The following is a 15,853-nucleotide window of genomic DNA, read 5'->3' on the forward strand; positions in this document are numbered from 1 at the left end:
TTATTTGTAAAACCAATGGATTGACGAGCTCATACGCAATCTGTACCAATTCATATACATAAACTGATCTATCGCAGTTTTGTTCCGTATTGCAGTAGTGTTGATTAAACGATAACGGGCATCGGAACGAGAGACCCTGGGGGTTTTCAATGACCACGGATGGCGCGCCGGATTTCCTGCGCTTCGCCAATATTCAAAAGAGCTACGACCAGAAAACCCTGGTCGTGAAGGACTTCAACTTGGACGTCGCCAAGGGTGAATTCCTGACCTTGCTGGGACCGTCGGGGTCCGGTAAGACCACCGTGCTGATGATGATGGCGGGCTTTGAAAGCGTCACCAGCGGCGACATCCTGTTGGACGGACATCCGATCACCCGCACCGCGCCGTACAAGCGCAACATCGGCATGGTGTTTCAGAACTACGCCCTGTTCCCGCACATGAGCATCGCCGAAAACCTCGCCTATCCGCTCAAGGTGCGCAAGATGCCCAAGGCCGACGTCTCGGAGCGGGTCGAGCGTTATCTCAAGCTCATCGAACTGGATGGTTTCGGCGGACGCACCCCCGGCCAGCTTTCCGGCGGCCAACGCCAACGCGTCGCGCTGGCGCGCGCCTTGATCTTCAGCCCCAGCTTGGTGCTGATGGACGAACCGCTGGGCGCGTTGGACAAAAAGCTGCGCGAACAAATGCAGCTGGAAATCACTCGTCTACACAAAAAGCTCGGCTTCACGGTCATCTACGTCACCCACGATCAGACCGAAGCGCTGACCATGTCGGACCGCATCGCGGTGTTCGACGATGGCGTGGTGCAGCAATGCGCGGCGCCGGACGTTCTTTATGAACAGCCCGCCAACGCGTTCGTCGCCGACTTCATCGGTGAAAACAATTTCATGCCGGGCACCGTCGTCGGTCATGACGGCGACACGGTGCGGGTGAAAATTTCCACCGGGGAAGAAATCGTCACTCGGCGCGCCGACTGCGACACCGTCGGCAGCCCCTGTAAAGTCGCCGTGCGCCCGGAAAAACTGTTCATCCTGCCCAGTGACCACGCTTACGACAACACCATCACGGCGACATTTTCGGTGCGATTGTATGTCGGCGATTTCATTCGTTATTTCTTCGACCTACCCGACGGCACCGAAATTGTCGTCAAGGTTCTCAACGACCATGCGGCGCCCCAATTCGCAGAAGGCGAACAAGCGAAACTCATCTCACGCCAGCATGACTGCTTCGCCTTTGCGGCGAAATCATAAGTAAGACACGCCACCGCGATCAGAGGGCGCGGTTTCATTTTTTTCTCACACGTACGGGAGGCTAAACAAAACATGAAAACCACAACATTGATCGCCGGGGTCGCGTTGGGAGCGATGCTCTCTTCCACCTCGATGGCGGCGGAACTGACCGCCGTTTCGTTCGGCGGCGCATACGGCGCGGCCCAGAAGAAACACATGATCGATCCCTACACCGCCAAGACCGGCACCAAGATCCTGTTCGAGGATTATTCGGGCGGCATCGCCGAAATCAAAGCCCAGGTCGAAGCCGGAAACATCCAGTGGGACGTGGTCGACATCGAAGTGATCGACCTGGAACGCGCATGTTCCGAAGGACTGCTGGAAGTCATCCCGCGCAGCGTCTTGGCGCCGGGCGCCGACGGCACCCCGGGTGAGAAGGATTTCATCCCCTCCGCCATCGCCAACGAATGCGGCGTCGGCAACATTGTGTGGACGATCATCTACGCCTACAACGAAAAGACCATCGGGTCGACCGCGCCGCAAACGATCGGCGACTTCTTCGACACCGCGAAGATCCCCGGCAAGCGCGCCATGCGCAAGCGTCCGCAGGTCAACATGGAATGGGCGCTGATCGCAGACGGCGTGCCCCAGGACAAGGTCTATGAAGTGCTCGCCACCGAAGCCGGTCAAGCGCGCGCCTTCGCCAAGCTCGACACCATCAAGAACGACATCGTGTGGTTCGATTCCTGGTCCCAGGTTCCGCAACTACTCAACGACGGCGGCGCGGTGATGGGCCAATCGGCCAACGGCCGCATCTTCGACGCCATCAAAAAGGACGGCAAGCCGTTCAAGATGGTTTGGGACGCCCACGTCTACGACTTGGACGTCTGGTCGGTCGTCAAAGGCAGCAAGAAGAAGGATCTGGCGTTCGACTTCATTTCGTTCGCTACCGGCACCAAACCGCTTTCCGGCATGCCGGAAGTCGCCTACGGCCCGACCCGCAAGTCGTCCATGGCGATGGTCGACGCCGGCGTGATCCCCGACCTGCCGACCTCGCACCTGGATAAGGGTGTAAAGGCCGACGGCATCTTCTGGGCCGACTACGGCGAATCGCTCGGTGAAAAATTCAACGAGTGGCTTTTGAAGTAAACCTGCTTTCATGCGGCGGCGCGGACCCAACCTCGCACCGCGCCGCCAAATGAAACAAAGTGACCGAACGCCATGAGCACCGCACAAGCCAATTTGCTGAGCAAGCACGAAGCGCGAAATGCGCGCCGCGAAATGCGCCGCCACAAGATGGTCGCGTTCGCCATGGTCACGCCGTTGCTGGCGTTTATTTTCTTCGCCTTCGTCGCCCCCATCGGCACGATGCTGCACCGGGGCTTTTACAATCCCGTGGTGGCCGAACTGATCCCGCAAACCCTGGAACAGTTGAGCGGCTGGAACGGCGACGACGTTCCCGACGACCGCGTCCTGAACGCCATGGCGATCGATCTGAAACGTCTGGCCGCGGAACGCAAATCGGGCAAGCTGGCCGAAGAGATCAACCGCAACAAGCCCGGCGCATCCAGCCTGATCAAATCGACCGCGCGCAAGATGGGCCGCCTGGACGACGCGCAACTGGCCGAAACCGGCGCTGCCCTATTGCTGAAAGCGCACAAGGGCTGGGCCGACCCGGCGTTGTGGCGCGCGGTTCAAAAATCCGGCCAAACCTATACCGACAGCCATTACCTGACCGCCCTGGATCTGGAACGCACCTTCGACGGCGAACTGCAACTGCGCGAGGCGACGCAAATCTATATCCAACTCTACACCAAGACCCTGCGAATGGCCCTGATCATCACGGTGCTGTGTCTGCTGCTCGGTTACCCGCTGGCCTATTATCTGGCCAACGCCCCGTCCAAGACCGCGAACATGTTGATGATCTTCGTGTTGCTGCCGTTTTGGACCTCGCTTTTGGTGCGCACCACGGCGTGGATCGCGTTGCTGCAAACCAACGGCGTGATCAATTCGTTCCTCACCAGCTTGCGCCTGACGGCCGAACCGCTGGAAATGCTCTACACCGAATTTTCCACCATCATCGCCATGACCCACATTCTGTTGCCGTTCATGATCTTGCCGCTCTACAGCGTGATGAAGGGTATCGATCCCAGCTACATGCGCGCGGCGATGTCCATGGGCGCGCGCCCGATCCCGGCGTTCTTGCGCGTCTATCTGCCCAACACACTACCTGGCCTTTCAGCGGGCGCGCTGTTGGTGTTCATCATTTCGGTGGGCTACTACATCACCCCCGCGCTGGTCGGCGGCACCGACGGGCAGATGATTTCCAACATCATCGCCTTTCACATGCAGCAATCGAACAACTGGGGTCTGGCGGCCGCGTTGGGCACGTTGCTGCTGGTGCTGATCTTGACCCTCTATTGGGTCTACGACCGCTTTGTCGGCGCAAGCAACATCAAGCTGGGATGAGCCGACTATGACGCAAAACCTTCCCGCCTATTACACCGTTTGGCACAAGCTGGGGCACTATGCGTTGAAGTTCAGCGCCTGGGCGGTGCTGTTTTTCCTGATCCTGCCGATCTTGGTGATCATCCCGCTGTCGTTCAACGCCGAACCGTTCTTCACCTTCACCAAGGGTATGATGACGCTTGAGCCGTCAGCGTATTCGTTGCGTTGGTACCAGGCCATCGTCGACAATCCCAACTGGATGCTGGCGATCAAAAACAGCTTCATCATCGGCTTTTTCGCCACCATCGTCTCGACGGTATTGGGCACCATGGCGGCGGTTGGATTGTCGAGCCAGAATATGCCCTTCAAGCGCCTGATCATGGCGCTGTTGCTGTCACCGATGATCGTGCCGTTGATCATCATCGCGGCGGGCATGTTTTTCTTTTACACCAAGTTCAACTTGGCCGGCAGCTACGTCGGCCTGATCATCGCCCATGCAGCGTTGGGGGTGCCGTTCGTCATCATCACCGTGACGGCGACGCTCAGCGGGTTCGACAAATCGCTCTATCACGCCGGATTGAGCATGGGCGCATCGCCGCTGAAAACGTTCTTCGATGTGGTGGTGCCGTTGATCCGCCCGGGGGTTATTTCCGGGGCGATGTTTGCCTTCGTAACCTCGTTTGACGAAGTGGTGGTGGTTCTGTTTTTGGCCGGTCCGGGCCAACGCACAATCCCACGGCAGATGTTTTCCGGACTGCGCGAACAGATCAATCCGACCATTCTCGCCGTCGCGACACTGCTGATCTTGGTGTCGATTGCATTCCTGTTGACGCTGGAACTGCTCCGGCGCCGCTCTGAACGGCTGCGTGGCCTCGAAGACCAGCATTGAGAAAACGAACTATATCGCCTTCCCCCATCATTCCAACTCGATCAACAGATCCTTGGCCTCGACCTGCGCACCGGACTTGACCGTCAAGCGTTTGACGACGCCACTGCGGTCGGCGTGAATGGCGGTTTCCATCTTCATCGCTTCGATGGTCAGCAGCAAATCGCCAGCCGTGATCTTTTGTCCTTCATGCACGGCAACCGAAGCCACCACGCCCGGCATCGGCGCGGGGATGTGATTGGCGTTGCCTTCTTCGGCTTTGGGATGGCTCACCACCGTGGCGGCGACCGATTTATCCTCGACGCGCACAGCGCGCGGCTGGCCGTTGAGTTCGAAGAACACCTTGACTTGGCCTTCGTTGTCCACCTCGCCGATGGCGACGCAACGGATATTGAGGCTCTTGCCCATTTCCAGTTCGACACTGATCTCCTGGCCGGGTTGCATGCCGTAAAAGAACACCGGCGTCGGCAACGCTTCGACCGGGCCATAGTCGCGCCGGTGATTGGCGTAATCGACATAGACCTTGGGATACATCAGATACGATTGCAGCTCTTCGTCGCTGATCTGGCGGCCGACTTTATGTTCAGCGTCCGCCTTGACCGCGGAAAGGTCGGCGGGCGGCACCGACGCACCGGGGCGCACCGTGATGGGCTTCGCCCCCTTGAGCACCTTGTCTTGCAGGGCTTTGGGAAAGCCCCCCGGCGGCTGACCAAGATCGCCATGAAACAGCGACACCACGGAATCGGGGAACGCGACCTCGCGCTTGGGATCTTCGACCTCGGCGCGGGTGAGTCCCGCCGACACCATCGACAGCGCCATGTCGCCGACCACTTTGGACGACGGTGTGACTTTGACGATGTCACCGAACATCTGGTTGACCTCGGCATAAGCCTCAGCGACATCGTGCCAGCGCTCTTCCAAGCCCATGGATCGGGCTTGTTCTTTCAAGTTGGTGAACTGACCGCCCGGCATTTCATGCAGGTAGACTTCCGACGCGCCGAACCGCAGGTCGCTTTCGAAGCCGCGATAATCCTTGCGCACGAATTCCCAATAGTTGGAGAACTCACGCACCACCGCCGGGTCGATGCCGCTGTCGCGATCCGTATCGCGCAACGCTTCGATGATGGAGCCCAGGTTCGGTTGCGAGGTGAGGCCGGAAAAACTGTCCATCGCCGCATCGATGGCATCGACGCCCGCCTCGACCGCCGCCAGAACGCTGGCCGCCGCGATGCCGGACGTATCGTGGGTGTGAAAATGAATCGGCAGATCCGTTTCCGCCTTCACCGCTTCGACCAGCATCTTGATCGCGGTGGGCTTGCACAACCCGGCCATGTCCTTGATGCCGATGATGTGACAGCCCGCGTCTTTCAGCTCGCGCGCCATCTTGATGTAATAGTCCAAGTCGTACTTGGGCCGTTTGGGATCGAGCAGATTGCCGGTATAGCAGATCGCGCCTTCCAACAGCTTGCCGCTTTCCAACACCGCATCCATCGACACGCGCATATTTTCCACCCAGTTGAGACTGTCGAACACGCGAAACACATCGACGCCGCTTTCGGCGGCCTGCTTGACAAACGCCTGCACCACGTTGTCGGGATAGTTGGCGTAACCGACCCCGTTGGCGCCGCGCAGCAACATTTGAAACAGCACATTGGGAATGCGTTCGCGCAAGTGACGCAGGCGATCCCACGGGCATTCCTTCAAGAACCGCATCGACACGTCAAACGTCGCACCGCCCCAGCATTCCAAGCTGAACAAGTCGGGCAACAGGTGCGCGTAGCTGTCGGCCACCTGAACCATGTCATAAGTGCGCATGCGCGTCGCCAGCAGTGACTGATGACCGTCACGCATGGTGGTGTCGGTGATCAGCGCGCGTTTTTGGTCCTTCATCCACGCACTGAATCCGTCCGGCCCCAATTCGTTCAATAGATCGCGCGTGCCCTTGGGCGGGGCTTTGAAATCGTGCACAGGCACCTTGGGCAACGGGTGCGGTTCAGGCACCTTGCGCCCGGCGACCTCTGGGTTGCCGTTGACGATCACCTCGCCGATGAAGTTCAACAGCCGCGTGCCACGATCGCGGCGCTTGGGAAAATGAAACAGTTCCGGCGTTTCGTCGATAAAGCGCGTGGTGTAGCTGGCATCCTTGAAGGTCGGGTGATTGATGAGGTTTTCGACGAATACCAAGTTGGTCGCCACACCGCGAATGCGAAATTCCCGAAGCGCACGATCCATACGCGTGCGCGCCTCTTCCGGGGTCGCCCCCCGGCAGGTGACCTTTTCCAACAAGCTGTCGTAAAACCGCGTGATCACCGCGCCGGTATACGCCGTGCCGCCGTCCAGGCGCACGCCGAACCCGGTGGCGCCGCGATAGACGTTGATGCGGCCGTAATCGGGAATGAAGTTCTGTTCCGGGTCTTCGGTGGTGACCCGACACTGCATGGCGTGGGCGATAAGGCGGATATTTTTTTGTGCTGGAACGCCCGATTCATCCAAGTCGCCGATGCGCCCACCCGCCGCGATGAGCAGTTGCGCCTTGACGATATCGATGCCGGTGACTTCTTCGGTGACCGTATGCTCGACTTGGATGCGCGGATTGACCTCGATGAAGTAGAACGCGTCGGTGTCGGCATCCATGAGGAATTCCGCCGTGCCCGCGCATTCATAACCCGCCGTGCGCGCCAAGCGCAGCGCGGCGTCGCACAAATCCGCGCGTTGCTGATCACTGAGATACTGGGCCGGAGCACGCTCGACGACCTTTTGATTGCGCCGCTGCACCGTGCAGTCTCGCTCAAACAGATGCACCACGGTGCCGTGTTTGTCGCCCAACAGTTGGACTTCGACGTGACGCGCGCGCCTGACCAGTTTTTCCAGATAGACTTCGCCGTTGCCGAACGCGCTTTCGGCTTCGCGCCGTCCGGCGGTGACCTCGCGTTCCAGCGCATCCTCAGATTCGATCACGCGCATACCGCGACCGCCGCCACCCCACGATGCCTTGAGCATCACCGGGTAGCCGACTTCCAAGGCAAGCTTGCGCACCTCGCCCATGTCTTCGGGCAACGGTCCGGTGGCGGGCATCACCGGCGTACCGGCCTTAACCGCCATCTCGCGCGCGGAAACCTTGTTACCCAGGGACCGCATCACCTCGGGTGTCGGGCCGACAAAGGTGATGCCGTTTGCGGCACAGGCTTCGGCGAATTCGGGGTTTTCCGACAAGAAACCGTAGCCGGGATGGATCGCGTCGCACCCGGCTTGCTTGGCGACGCGGATCATCTCGTCGATCGTCAAGTAGGCTTTGACCGGGCCTAGGCCTTCACCGATGCGGTAGCTTTCATCCGCCTTGAAGCGGTGCAGCGACAGCTTATCCTCCTCGGCGTAGACAGCGACTGTCTTGATGCCGAGTTCGTTGGCTGCGCGAAACACGCGGATCGCGATTTCACCCCGGTTGGCGACAAGGAGCTTGTGAAAAACCTTACGCATGTGTCCTCCTAGGACGAGCGGTCGATGGTATAGAGCCACGACTTCAAGAGCTTCGTTACACGTGGCATAACAACATAGGTCAACATCAGGACCTGAAACAACACCACACAGAAAACCTTGGCCCACAGGGGGATATCTCCCATCAATGGGCCGACGTAGGCTTGCATGGGATATACTAGCAGAAATACCGTGATCACCAGGATCAATGCCATTTTATGCGGCGAAGGCCGCGCCGCGATCGGAATGACGGGCAAATCGAACCAAAACTCAAGTCCGGTGACCTTCTTATAGGTCGCCTCGCCTTCCGCCATGCCATCGAGCTTCGCCATCCAAAAGGCTCGCACGTCGGATTCTTCCCACGCGCGGCCATGCTCGTAGCTGTCGAATCGATAAATCAAAACGTACTCTCCACTGCCCTCCTGGTTGGGCCGGATGATGTTGATGCCTTGGTGACCGGTAAACTTGGCCGCGGCTACGCTCACGCCCGTGATCCAGTCTTCGTAGTCCTGTTCCCTGCCGGGCAGGATTCTCCGCGCGACGCTGACCGTGACCGGTGCGGAAGCGGCTTGTTCCTTGGTCATGGAATCCATGTCAATCATAGTGCCCCACAAGTTAAACCCAAAAAAATGTCCGGGCGCATGCGCACCACATGCATGCGCCCGGACCATGCCGCCTCACTGAACGCCATACACACCGTTCATTGAGGACGACAATCTTGAGAGCTCATAACCAACCGGTATCGAGAACGGGGAGGTCCGGTTTTTCGGTTGGATATGCCCAATTCGTGCCAACGTAGTCGAGCCGCCCTGCTTCGACGTAATCGAGAAATTGAACGCGCAGGCGCTTGCCGACGATTGCATCCGTATCGAACGAAATGTAGAGCTCGTTCTCGCCATCGAAGCGGGCGGCGTAATGCCACGCAAGCGTCTGAACGGTTTCGACGACTTTTCCTGTGTGCGGATCGCTGATATCGACCCGGACCACATACATTCCCGGCAAGGGACGCTGGTGGCCGTCGAACGCGATCGACACCACGCCATCCTCAAAATGCTCGGCGCGACCATGAAGCTCCCACGTGCGGCTCATGATCTCACGCGCCAAGTTGGGCATGCCGTCGCGCAAGGCGGCGCGCGCACGGGTCGACGAATACACCAGTCCGTGGCGATCCATCACCGGCGCGACTTCACTGACCCCGAAACCGCCTGCTTTGCCGAGCGCGCGCAACAGGGCGATGTCGCCGTGGCGACGGCTGCCGAAACGGTAATCCGCCCCCACCACCACATGGGCAACCGCCAAATCGCGCACCAGCACCTCGTCGACGAAGCTTTGCGCCGACAGCGCCGCAAAAGCCGCGTTGAATTCGGCGACAAATATATGATCGACGCCTTGGCTCGCCATGTAGGCCGTTTTCAGGTTCTCCGCCGTCAACCGAAACGGTGCTTGGTTGGGGTCGAAGAACGCGCGGGGATGCGGTTCGAACGTCAGCACGCCAACAGGCGCGCCAAGTTCCATCGCCTTGTCCCGCGCCCGGCAAATCAACGCCTGATGGCCTTGATGCACGCCGTCGAAATTACCGATGGCGACGACACAGCCCTTGGCGTCCGACGGCAGATTGGTGAGCGATTTGTGCACACGTGCGATCATCTTCGGCCTCACCGGTTATCCGCATACAGTTCGCGCAGATGTTCACGCACGAAATCAAGGCGGTCATTGCCCCAGAAAATCTGATCGCCGATGACAAAGCTCGGCACGCCGAACACGCACTTGTCCTGAGCCTCTTGGGCGTTGCGTTGCAGGGTCGCCAAATTGTCCGCATCGGTCGCCGCGGCGACGATGCCATCGCCGTCCAAGCCGATCCGCCCGGCCACCGCGCGCAACACGTCGAGATCGCCGATGTCTTGGCCTTCGCCCCACTCCGCCCGCATCACTTCGACGATAAAGTCCTTGAGCTTGCCTTCGCGTTCGGCCCACAGGCTGGCCGCACCGGCATGGGTCGGGTCGGTGGTGATCGGCGGCGGGGTCATCGGGATACCGAGTTTCTTGGTCCAGCGCTTGATGTCTTGGCGAACCGATGGGATTTTGATTTTGGCGCGTTCGGGATCCGACCGCCCGGACCAACCGCCCAACGGCCGCCACAGCAAATTGACGCGTTCGTCTTCGAAAATGTCCCACACCGCTTTGCTCGCCAGATAGCAATAGGGGCTGCGGAAATTGAAAAAGAATTCGATGTCGATTGGCTGGCTCATGACGCCCCCTTAGCTCGCGACGCGAAATTCGACGTTGCCGACATTTTGGAACTCGCCGCACACATGCACGCCCGCCGCCAACGGCGCCGCCGCAGTGGCGCCACCGGCCATCACAATCGAACCCGGTTCCAACCTTTCCCCCCACCGCGCAACCATGCGTGCGGCGGCAACAAGGGAACGGATCGGATTGCCGAGGATCGCCGCGGTGGAACCCATTTGCACCGGACGTCCGTCGAACTTCAAAATGATGCCGAGGTTGGCAACATCCGTGCTTGGTGCATGCCAATTGCCCACCACGAAGCCCGATGACGAAGCGTTGTCGGCGATAACGTCGCCCAAGGCGAATTTGAAGTTCTCATAGCGCGAGTCGATGATTTCCAACGCAGGTGCGACCGCTTCGACCGCGTCCAATGCTTCCAGCGGGCTGACGTCCCCCGACAATGGCTTTTTCATCAAATAAGCGATTTCCGGCTCGACCCGGGGGTGGACGTAGTTCGCCATATCCAACGCGCCGCCCTCTTCGATACGCATGGCGTTGGTCAAGCGTCCCCACACGACTTCCGAGACGCCGACCTGTTCCATTTTCTGACGACTGGTGAGGCCCATCTTGACCCCCACCCGACGTTCGCCACGATCCAAGCGTCGCGCGATGGACATCGCCTGAACGGCATACGCCTCATCGAGGTTCAGCGCATTGTCGCCATCGAACTGCGCGATAGCCGTTGCGCTACGCGCCGCTTCGTCGACAACTTGGGCGATGTGTGCGAGATCCTTCATGCCGCACCCCGTTGCTTGATCAGATCCAGGGCGACATCGACGATCATGTCTTCCTGACCACCGACCATCTTGCGCCGGCCCAGTTCGACGAGGATGTCGCGGGTGTCGATGTTGTAGGTTTTGGACGCGTTTTCGGCGTGACGCAGGAAGCTGGAATACACCCCGGCGTAGCCCAAGCTGAGGCTTTCCCGGTCGACACGCACCGGACGGTCTTGCAGCGGACGTACGATGTCGTCGGCGGCATCCATCAAGGTGAACAGATCGCAGCCGTGGTTGTAACCGATGCGGTCCATCACCGCGATCAACACTTCCAGGGGAGCATTGCCCGCCCCCGCACCCATACCGGCGAGCGAAGCATCAACGCGGTTGGCGCCTTCCTCCAATGCGGCGATGGAATTCGCCACGCCCATGGACAGATTGTGATGGCAATGAATGCCCAGTTCGGTTTTCGGATCGATGGCGTCGCGCACCGCGCGCACGCGTACGCGGATGTCGTCGGGCAGCATCGCCCCGGCGCTGTCGGTGACGTAAATGGTTTGGGCGCCATAGCCTTCCATCAGCTTGGCTTGTTCGGCCAAACCTTCGGGCGTATTCATGTGCGCCATCATCAAAAAACCGACCGTGTCGTAGCCCAATTCACGGGCGATAGGGATGTGTTGCTGGGCGGTGTCGGCCTCGGTGCAATGGGTGGCGATGCGGCATGACCGCGCCCCGGCGTCATACGCGGCCTTGAGGTGTTCGCGGGTGCCGATCCCGGGCAGCGACAACACCGTCACGACGGCGTGCTCGACCGCATCCGATACCGCCGCGATCCATTCCAGATCGGTGTTGGAGCCGAAGCCGTAGTTGAAACTTTCGCCCGCCAAGCCGTCGCCGTGGGTGATCTCGATGGCGTCGACGTTGGCTTTGTCCAATTCCTTGGCGATCGCCACCACGTCGTCGATATCGAACTGATGGCGTAGCGCATGCATGCCATCGCGCAGCGTCACGTCTTGAATGTAGATTTTGTCCGTCATGCGATGTGTTCCTTATTCAGCCGCGGCCGCGTTCGTTTTCGCCGCCCAGCGTTCCGCCGTCGCCAGTGCCGCCGACGTCATGATGTCGAGATTTCCGGCGTAGGCCGGCAGGTAATGCGCCGCGCCTTCGACCTCCAAGAAAATGGTCGATTTAATGCCTGCGAACTCACCATATCCGGGGATCTTGACCGGGTTGTTTTCGCCGAAACGTTCGAACTGCACCTCTTGCTTGAGGCGATACCCGGGCACGTAGTCCTGCACCGCCGCGACCATGTCTTCGACGCTTTTTTGGATCGCATCGGGTTCCGCGCCTTGGCTCAACACATAGACCGTGTCGCGCATCAACACCGGCGGTTCGGCCGGATTCAAGATGATGATCGCCTTGCCACGCGCCGCACCGCCGACCGTTTCGATGGCGCGGGCGGTGTTTTGCGTAAACTCGTCGATGTTGGCGCGCGTACCGGGACCGGCGGATTTCGACGAAACCGAGGCGACGATTTCCGCGTACGGCACCGCGTGGGCAACGCGCTTGACAGCATAGACCATCGGAATGGTCGCCTGTCCGCCGCACGTCACCATATTGACGTTTTGCTCGTTCAGGTGCTCGTCCATGTTAACCACCGGGATGCAGTGCGGACCGATGGCAGCAGGCGTCAGGTCGATCATCTGCTTGCCGTGTTCGACGCAGATGTCGTTGTGCTTTTTGTGCACATACGCGGACGTCGCGTCGAACACCACGCCGATGTCTTTCCATACGTCCATCTTAACCAGGCCTTCAAGACCTTCAGCGGTGTTGATCACGCCCAAGCGCTCGGCACGCGCCAAACCGTCGGACTTCGGGTCTACACCGACCAGCGCGCCCATTTCGATGTTCTTGCCGGTGCGCATCACCTTGATCATCAAATCGGTGCCGATGTTACCCGGCCCGATGATGGCGCATTTGGTTTTTGTTTGGCTCATTCGTCGTTACTCCTTAGCAAATGCTGCACGCACGGAACCCAAACCTTCGATCCGTGCCTCAAGCACATCGCCGGGGGATGCGGTCACCATGGGGCCCAAGGCCCCGGACATGATTTGATCGCCCGCACTCAGCGGACGGCCCACGCGGGCCATGGTTTTCGCCAGCCACAACGCGGCATTGAGCGGGTGGCCCAGACACGCCGCGCCCACGCCGGTGGACACGGGTTCGCCGTACAAGCTCATCACCATGCCGCAAGTGCGCAAATCCAGACCGTCGAGCTTGACCGGCTGCGCCCCCAACACATAGAGGCCACTGGATGCGTTGTCGGCGACGGTGTCGAGAATGCGAATGTTCCAATCCGCCACGCGGCTATCGACGATTTCCAACGCCGGTAGCGCGTACTCCACCGCACTGATGAGATCGGACAAGGTCATCTGTTCATCGGTTAAATCCTTGCCGATGACGAATGCGACTTCGGCTTCGGCCTTGGGCTGCAACAACGCGCCCAACGGCATTTCCTCGCCTTCCGCAATCGCCATGTCGGCGAACAACATGCCGTAATCAGGCTGATCGACACCCAACTGCTGTTGCACCGCGACCGAGGTCAGGCCGATCTTGCGGCCGACCAATTTGCGACCCTCCGCCAGCCACCGCCGGGTGTTGGTTTCCTGCACCGCGTACGCGCCATCGACATCACCGTCTTCGAGCAAGTCGCGGATCGGATCGCACGGCGTTTTGGCCTTGTGCGCTTGGTAAAGCGCATCGGCGGCTTTTTGAATATTCTCGGGCTTTGAGGTCATGGTCGGTCTCACAGCTTGACGCAGACGTTGGAGAGTTCGGTATAGAACTCGAGAGAGTGCACGCCGCCTTCACGTCCGATACCGGACATTTTCGATCCGCCGAAGGCCGTGCGTAGATCACGCAAGAACCACGAATTTACCCACACGATTCCGGCGTCGAGTTGGCGTGCGACACGGTGGGTGCGAGAACTATCGGTGGTCCACACAGCCGCAGCCAATCCGTACGGCGTGGCGTTCGCGATACGGATGACTTCTTCTTCCGTATCGAACGGGCGGATGTGACAGCACGGTCCGAAAATTTCTTCGTTCACGGTCCGGCTATCGTCGGGGAGGTCCGTCCAGATTGTCGGCTCGATCCACCAACCACCGTTGAGATCGCCCATCTCGGGGATTCCACCGCCGGTGACCACCGTAGCGCCTTCGGAAACGGCAAGGTCGTAGTACGACTTCACCTTGTCCCGATGCTCTTGGGAGATCAGCGGGCCGAGATTGGTGTCCGCATCGTTGTAGTGACCAAGCTTGAGGTTCTTGGCCTTTTTCGCCAGCTCAGCGACGAATTTTTCATAGATCGGGCGCTCGACGAACATGCGCTCGGTGCCCAGGCACACCTGGCCGCAGTTGGCAAACACCGATCGCATGGTGCCTTCAATGGCGGCATCGAAATTGGCGTCGGCGAACACGATGCCGGGGTTCTTTCCGCCCAGTTCGAACGATACGTCGCGCACGCCGTTGGCAGCTGCTTTCATGATCGCCTCGCCGGTGCGGGTCTCGCCGGTGAAGGTGATCGCATCGACGTCCGGATGCTGGGTCAGGAACTCGCCTGCCGCATTGGGACCGTGGCCGTGCACGACGTTGAACACGCCCTTGGGCATGCCCACGGCATTCATCACCTCGCCCAGCAACGTGGTGGTGGTTGGCGTTTCTTCGGACGGCTTGACGACCACGGCATTGCCGCACGCCAACGCCGGGCCGACTTTCCACGTCATCAACAGCAACGGCAGGTTCCACGGGCTGATCACCGCGATCACCCCCTTGGGCTTGCGCACCGCATAATTCAGCGCACCCGCGCCGTCAGGGGTTTCCAAGAAGAAGCTTTCGGTGGGCTCGTTTTTCACCACGTCGGCGAAGACCTTGAAGTTCGCCGCGCCGCGCGGAATGTCGATGTGCGCCGCCAGCGAGCGCGGCTTGCCGGTATCGGCGATTTCGGCTTGCAGAAAATCGTCAAACCGCCGATCGATTTCATCGGCCACCGCATACAGCAGCTTCAAGCGCTCCGCCACCGGCATCCGTCCCCACTCGCCGTCCATGGCGGCGCGCGCGGCGGCGACGGCGGCATCCACGTCTTGCTTGCTGGCCTTGTGGATCACACCGAGCTTTTCGCCGTTCAGCGGACAGATGTTGTCAAAGGTTTCGCCGCTTGATCCCGCGACGAATTCACCATTGATAAAGTGCTTGATCTCGACCAGCGCGCCAGTGGTATTCGGGGCAGTCTGCGTGCTCATGTGGTTTCCTCTTGGATGGTTTAGTTTGACGTCTTCGGCGCGGCTTCGATGACCAAGTCGCTGTTGGGCATGACCCGGCAGGCCAACGCGAAACCTTGCGCGGCCTCTTCATCGGATACGTGGTTCTTGCTCATGGGCAGCAGTTCATACTCGCCTTTCAAAACAGCGATCCGGCATGCCCCGCAACCGCCACCGCGACAGCCGATCTGCACGCCCGCCATGTGCAGTCGCTCCATGGCGAGCAAAACCTTTTCATTCTCCGCACACTCGAACCGTTCACCCGTAACCAGGGACACGCTGTACGTTTTGGGGACAGGATTGTGTTCGGTACTCACGCCGCGCCATCCCATTCGATTTCTTGGTTTCACTTCATTCATGTTCACAGGGGCGTCGAAACCGGATCGACGCTTGGACGATCATCGTCGACTTTTGGACACCTGCCCGCATCACCCGAACAGGTGAAACGTTTTGGGCAAAAGTGTGCGCAAAATTCTCTGTCGGGCGGTCATCA

General features: G+C 59.7%; 14 protein-coding genes. 4 read left to right on the forward strand and 10 right to left on the reverse strand.

Annotated elements, in window-relative coordinates; genetic code table 11:
- Positions 1-149 precede the first annotated feature (149 nt).
- The 4 genes from VIN96_RS14515 (at position 150) to VIN96_RS14530 (ending at position 4,566) form a co-directional block, all read left to right on the forward strand.
- The gene (locus VIN96_RS14515; protein WP_331897106.1) at positions 150-1,250 is read left to right on the forward strand and encodes an ABC transporter ATP-binding protein; all 1,101 of its coding nucleotides are present in this window, start codon (positions 150-152) and stop codon (positions 1,248-1,250) included.
- 72 nt (positions 1,251-1,322) lie between these two features.
- A complete protein-coding gene (locus VIN96_RS14520) occupies positions 1,323-2,378 on the forward strand; it encodes an ABC transporter substrate-binding protein (RefSeq protein WP_331897108.1) in 1,056 nt (351 codons plus the stop codon).
- Between the two features lie 72 nt (positions 2,379-2,450).
- Positions 2,451-3,698: an ABC transporter permease gene (locus VIN96_RS14525; protein WP_331897110.1), complete on the forward strand. Its 1,248-nt coding sequence runs from the start codon at positions 2,451-2,453 to the stop codon at positions 3,696-3,698.
- A gap of 7 nt (positions 3,699-3,705) precedes the next feature.
- Complete coding sequence (locus VIN96_RS14530; protein WP_331897112.1) at positions 3,706-4,566, forward strand: ABC transporter permease; 861 nt, start codon at positions 3,706-3,708, stop codon at positions 4,564-4,566.
- 27 nt (positions 4,567-4,593) lie between these two features.
- On the opposite strand, the gene pyc is transcribed toward VIN96_RS14530, so the two are convergent.
- From pyc to VIN96_RS14580, 10 genes are all read right to left on the reverse strand, one after another.
- Positions 4,594-8,040 carry a pyruvate carboxylase gene (gene pyc / locus VIN96_RS14535; RefSeq protein ID WP_331897114.1) on the reverse strand — a complete coding sequence of 1,149 codons (3,447 nt, stop codon included), beginning with the start codon at positions 8,038-8,040 and terminating at the stop codon, positions 4,594-4,596.
- Between the two features lie 8 nt (positions 8,041-8,048).
- Positions 8,049-8,630, reverse strand: coding sequence for an antibiotic biosynthesis monooxygenase (locus tag VIN96_RS14540; protein ID WP_331897115.1), 582 nt, complete (start codon positions 8,628-8,630; stop codon positions 8,049-8,051).
- Positions 8,631-8,763: 133 nt separating this feature from the next.
- On the reverse strand, positions 8,764-9,684 hold the full coding sequence (locus tag VIN96_RS14545) for an FAD synthetase family protein (RefSeq protein WP_331897116.1): 921 nt from the start codon (positions 9,682-9,684) through the stop codon (positions 8,764-8,766).
- Positions 9,685-9,692: 8 nt separating this feature from the next.
- On the reverse strand, positions 9,693-10,286 hold the full coding sequence (locus VIN96_RS14550) for a 2-hydroxychromene-2-carboxylate isomerase (protein ID WP_331897118.1): 594 nt from the start codon (positions 10,284-10,286) through the stop codon (positions 9,693-9,695).
- Positions 10,287-10,295: 9 nt separating this feature from the next.
- Entirely contained in the window at positions 10,296-11,063 is a 768-nt protein-coding gene (locus tag VIN96_RS14555; protein WP_331897120.1) for a 2-keto-4-pentenoate hydratase, read from the reverse strand.
- Positions 11,060-12,079, reverse strand: coding sequence for a 4-hydroxy-2-oxovalerate aldolase (gene dmpG / locus VIN96_RS14560; RefSeq protein ID WP_331897122.1), 1,020 nt, complete (start codon positions 12,077-12,079; stop codon positions 11,060-11,062). Before dmpG ends, VIN96_RS14555 begins: the two co-directional genes overlap by 4 nt.
- A gap of 12 nt (positions 12,080-12,091) precedes the next feature.
- Positions 12,092-13,039, reverse strand: a complete 948-nt coding sequence (locus tag VIN96_RS14565; RefSeq protein WP_331897124.1) for an acetaldehyde dehydrogenase (acetylating) — start codon at positions 13,037-13,039, stop codon at positions 12,092-12,094.
- 6 nt (positions 13,040-13,045) lie between these two features.
- The gene (locus tag VIN96_RS14570; protein ID WP_331897126.1) at positions 13,046-13,840 is read right to left on the reverse strand and encodes a 2-keto-4-pentenoate hydratase; all 795 of its coding nucleotides are present in this window, start codon (positions 13,838-13,840) and stop codon (positions 13,046-13,048) included.
- 8 nt (positions 13,841-13,848) lie between these two features.
- Entirely contained in the window at positions 13,849-15,342 is a 1,494-nt protein-coding gene (locus VIN96_RS14575; RefSeq protein WP_331897128.1) for a 2-hydroxymuconic semialdehyde dehydrogenase, read from the reverse strand.
- Positions 15,343-15,362: 20 nt separating this feature from the next.
- On the reverse strand, positions 15,363-15,677 hold the full coding sequence (locus VIN96_RS14580) for a 2Fe-2S iron-sulfur cluster-binding protein (RefSeq protein WP_331897130.1): 315 nt from the start codon (positions 15,675-15,677) through the stop codon (positions 15,363-15,365).
- Positions 15,678-15,853 lie beyond the last annotated feature (176 nt).

Source organism: Magnetovibrio sp., from assembly GCF_036568125.1.
GTDB lineage: Bacteria > Pseudomonadota > Alphaproteobacteria > Rhodospirillales > Magnetovibrionaceae > Magnetovibrio.

Coding starts and splice junctions, on each gene's coding strand:
- VIN96_RS14540 (WP_331897115.1), bottom strand. CDS start 8,630: ATGGATTCCATGACCAAGGAACAAGCCGCTTCCGCACCGGTCACGGTC.
- VIN96_RS14575 (WP_331897128.1), bottom strand. CDS start 15,342: ATGAGCACGCAGACTGCCCCGAATACCACTGGCGCGCTGGTCGAGATC.
- VIN96_RS14525 (WP_331897110.1), top strand. CDS start 2,451: ATGAGCACCGCACAAGCCAATTTGCTGAGCAAGCACGAAGCGCGAAAT.
- pyc (WP_331897114.1), bottom strand. CDS start 8,040: ATGCGTAAGGTTTTTCACAAGCTCCTTGTCGCCAACCGGGGTGAAATC.
- VIN96_RS14555 (WP_331897120.1), bottom strand. CDS start 11,063: ATGAAGGATCTCGCACACATCGCCCAAGTTGTCGACGAAGCGGCGCGT.
- VIN96_RS14565 (WP_331897124.1), bottom strand. CDS start 13,039: ATGAGCCAAACAAAAACCAAATGCGCCATCATCGGGCCGGGTAACATC.
- VIN96_RS14545 (WP_331897116.1), bottom strand. CDS start 9,684: ATGATCGCACGTGTGCACAAATCGCTCACCAATCTGCCGTCGGACGCC.
- dmpG (WP_331897122.1), bottom strand. CDS start 12,079: ATGACGGACAAAATCTACATTCAAGACGTGACGCTGCGCGATGGCATG.
- VIN96_RS14550 (WP_331897118.1), bottom strand. CDS start 10,286: ATGAGCCAGCCAATCGACATCGAATTCTTTTTCAATTTCCGCAGCCCC.
- VIN96_RS14515 (WP_331897106.1), top strand. CDS start 150: ATGACCACGGATGGCGCGCCGGATTTCCTGCGCTTCGCCAATATTCAA.
- VIN96_RS14530 (WP_331897112.1), top strand. CDS start 3,706: ATGACGCAAAACCTTCCCGCCTATTACACCGTTTGGCACAAGCTGGGG.
- VIN96_RS14570 (WP_331897126.1), bottom strand. CDS start 13,840: ATGACCTCAAAGCCCGAGAATATTCAAAAAGCCGCCGATGCGCTTTAC.
- VIN96_RS14520 (WP_331897108.1), top strand. CDS start 1,323: ATGAAAACCACAACATTGATCGCCGGGGTCGCGTTGGGAGCGATGCTC.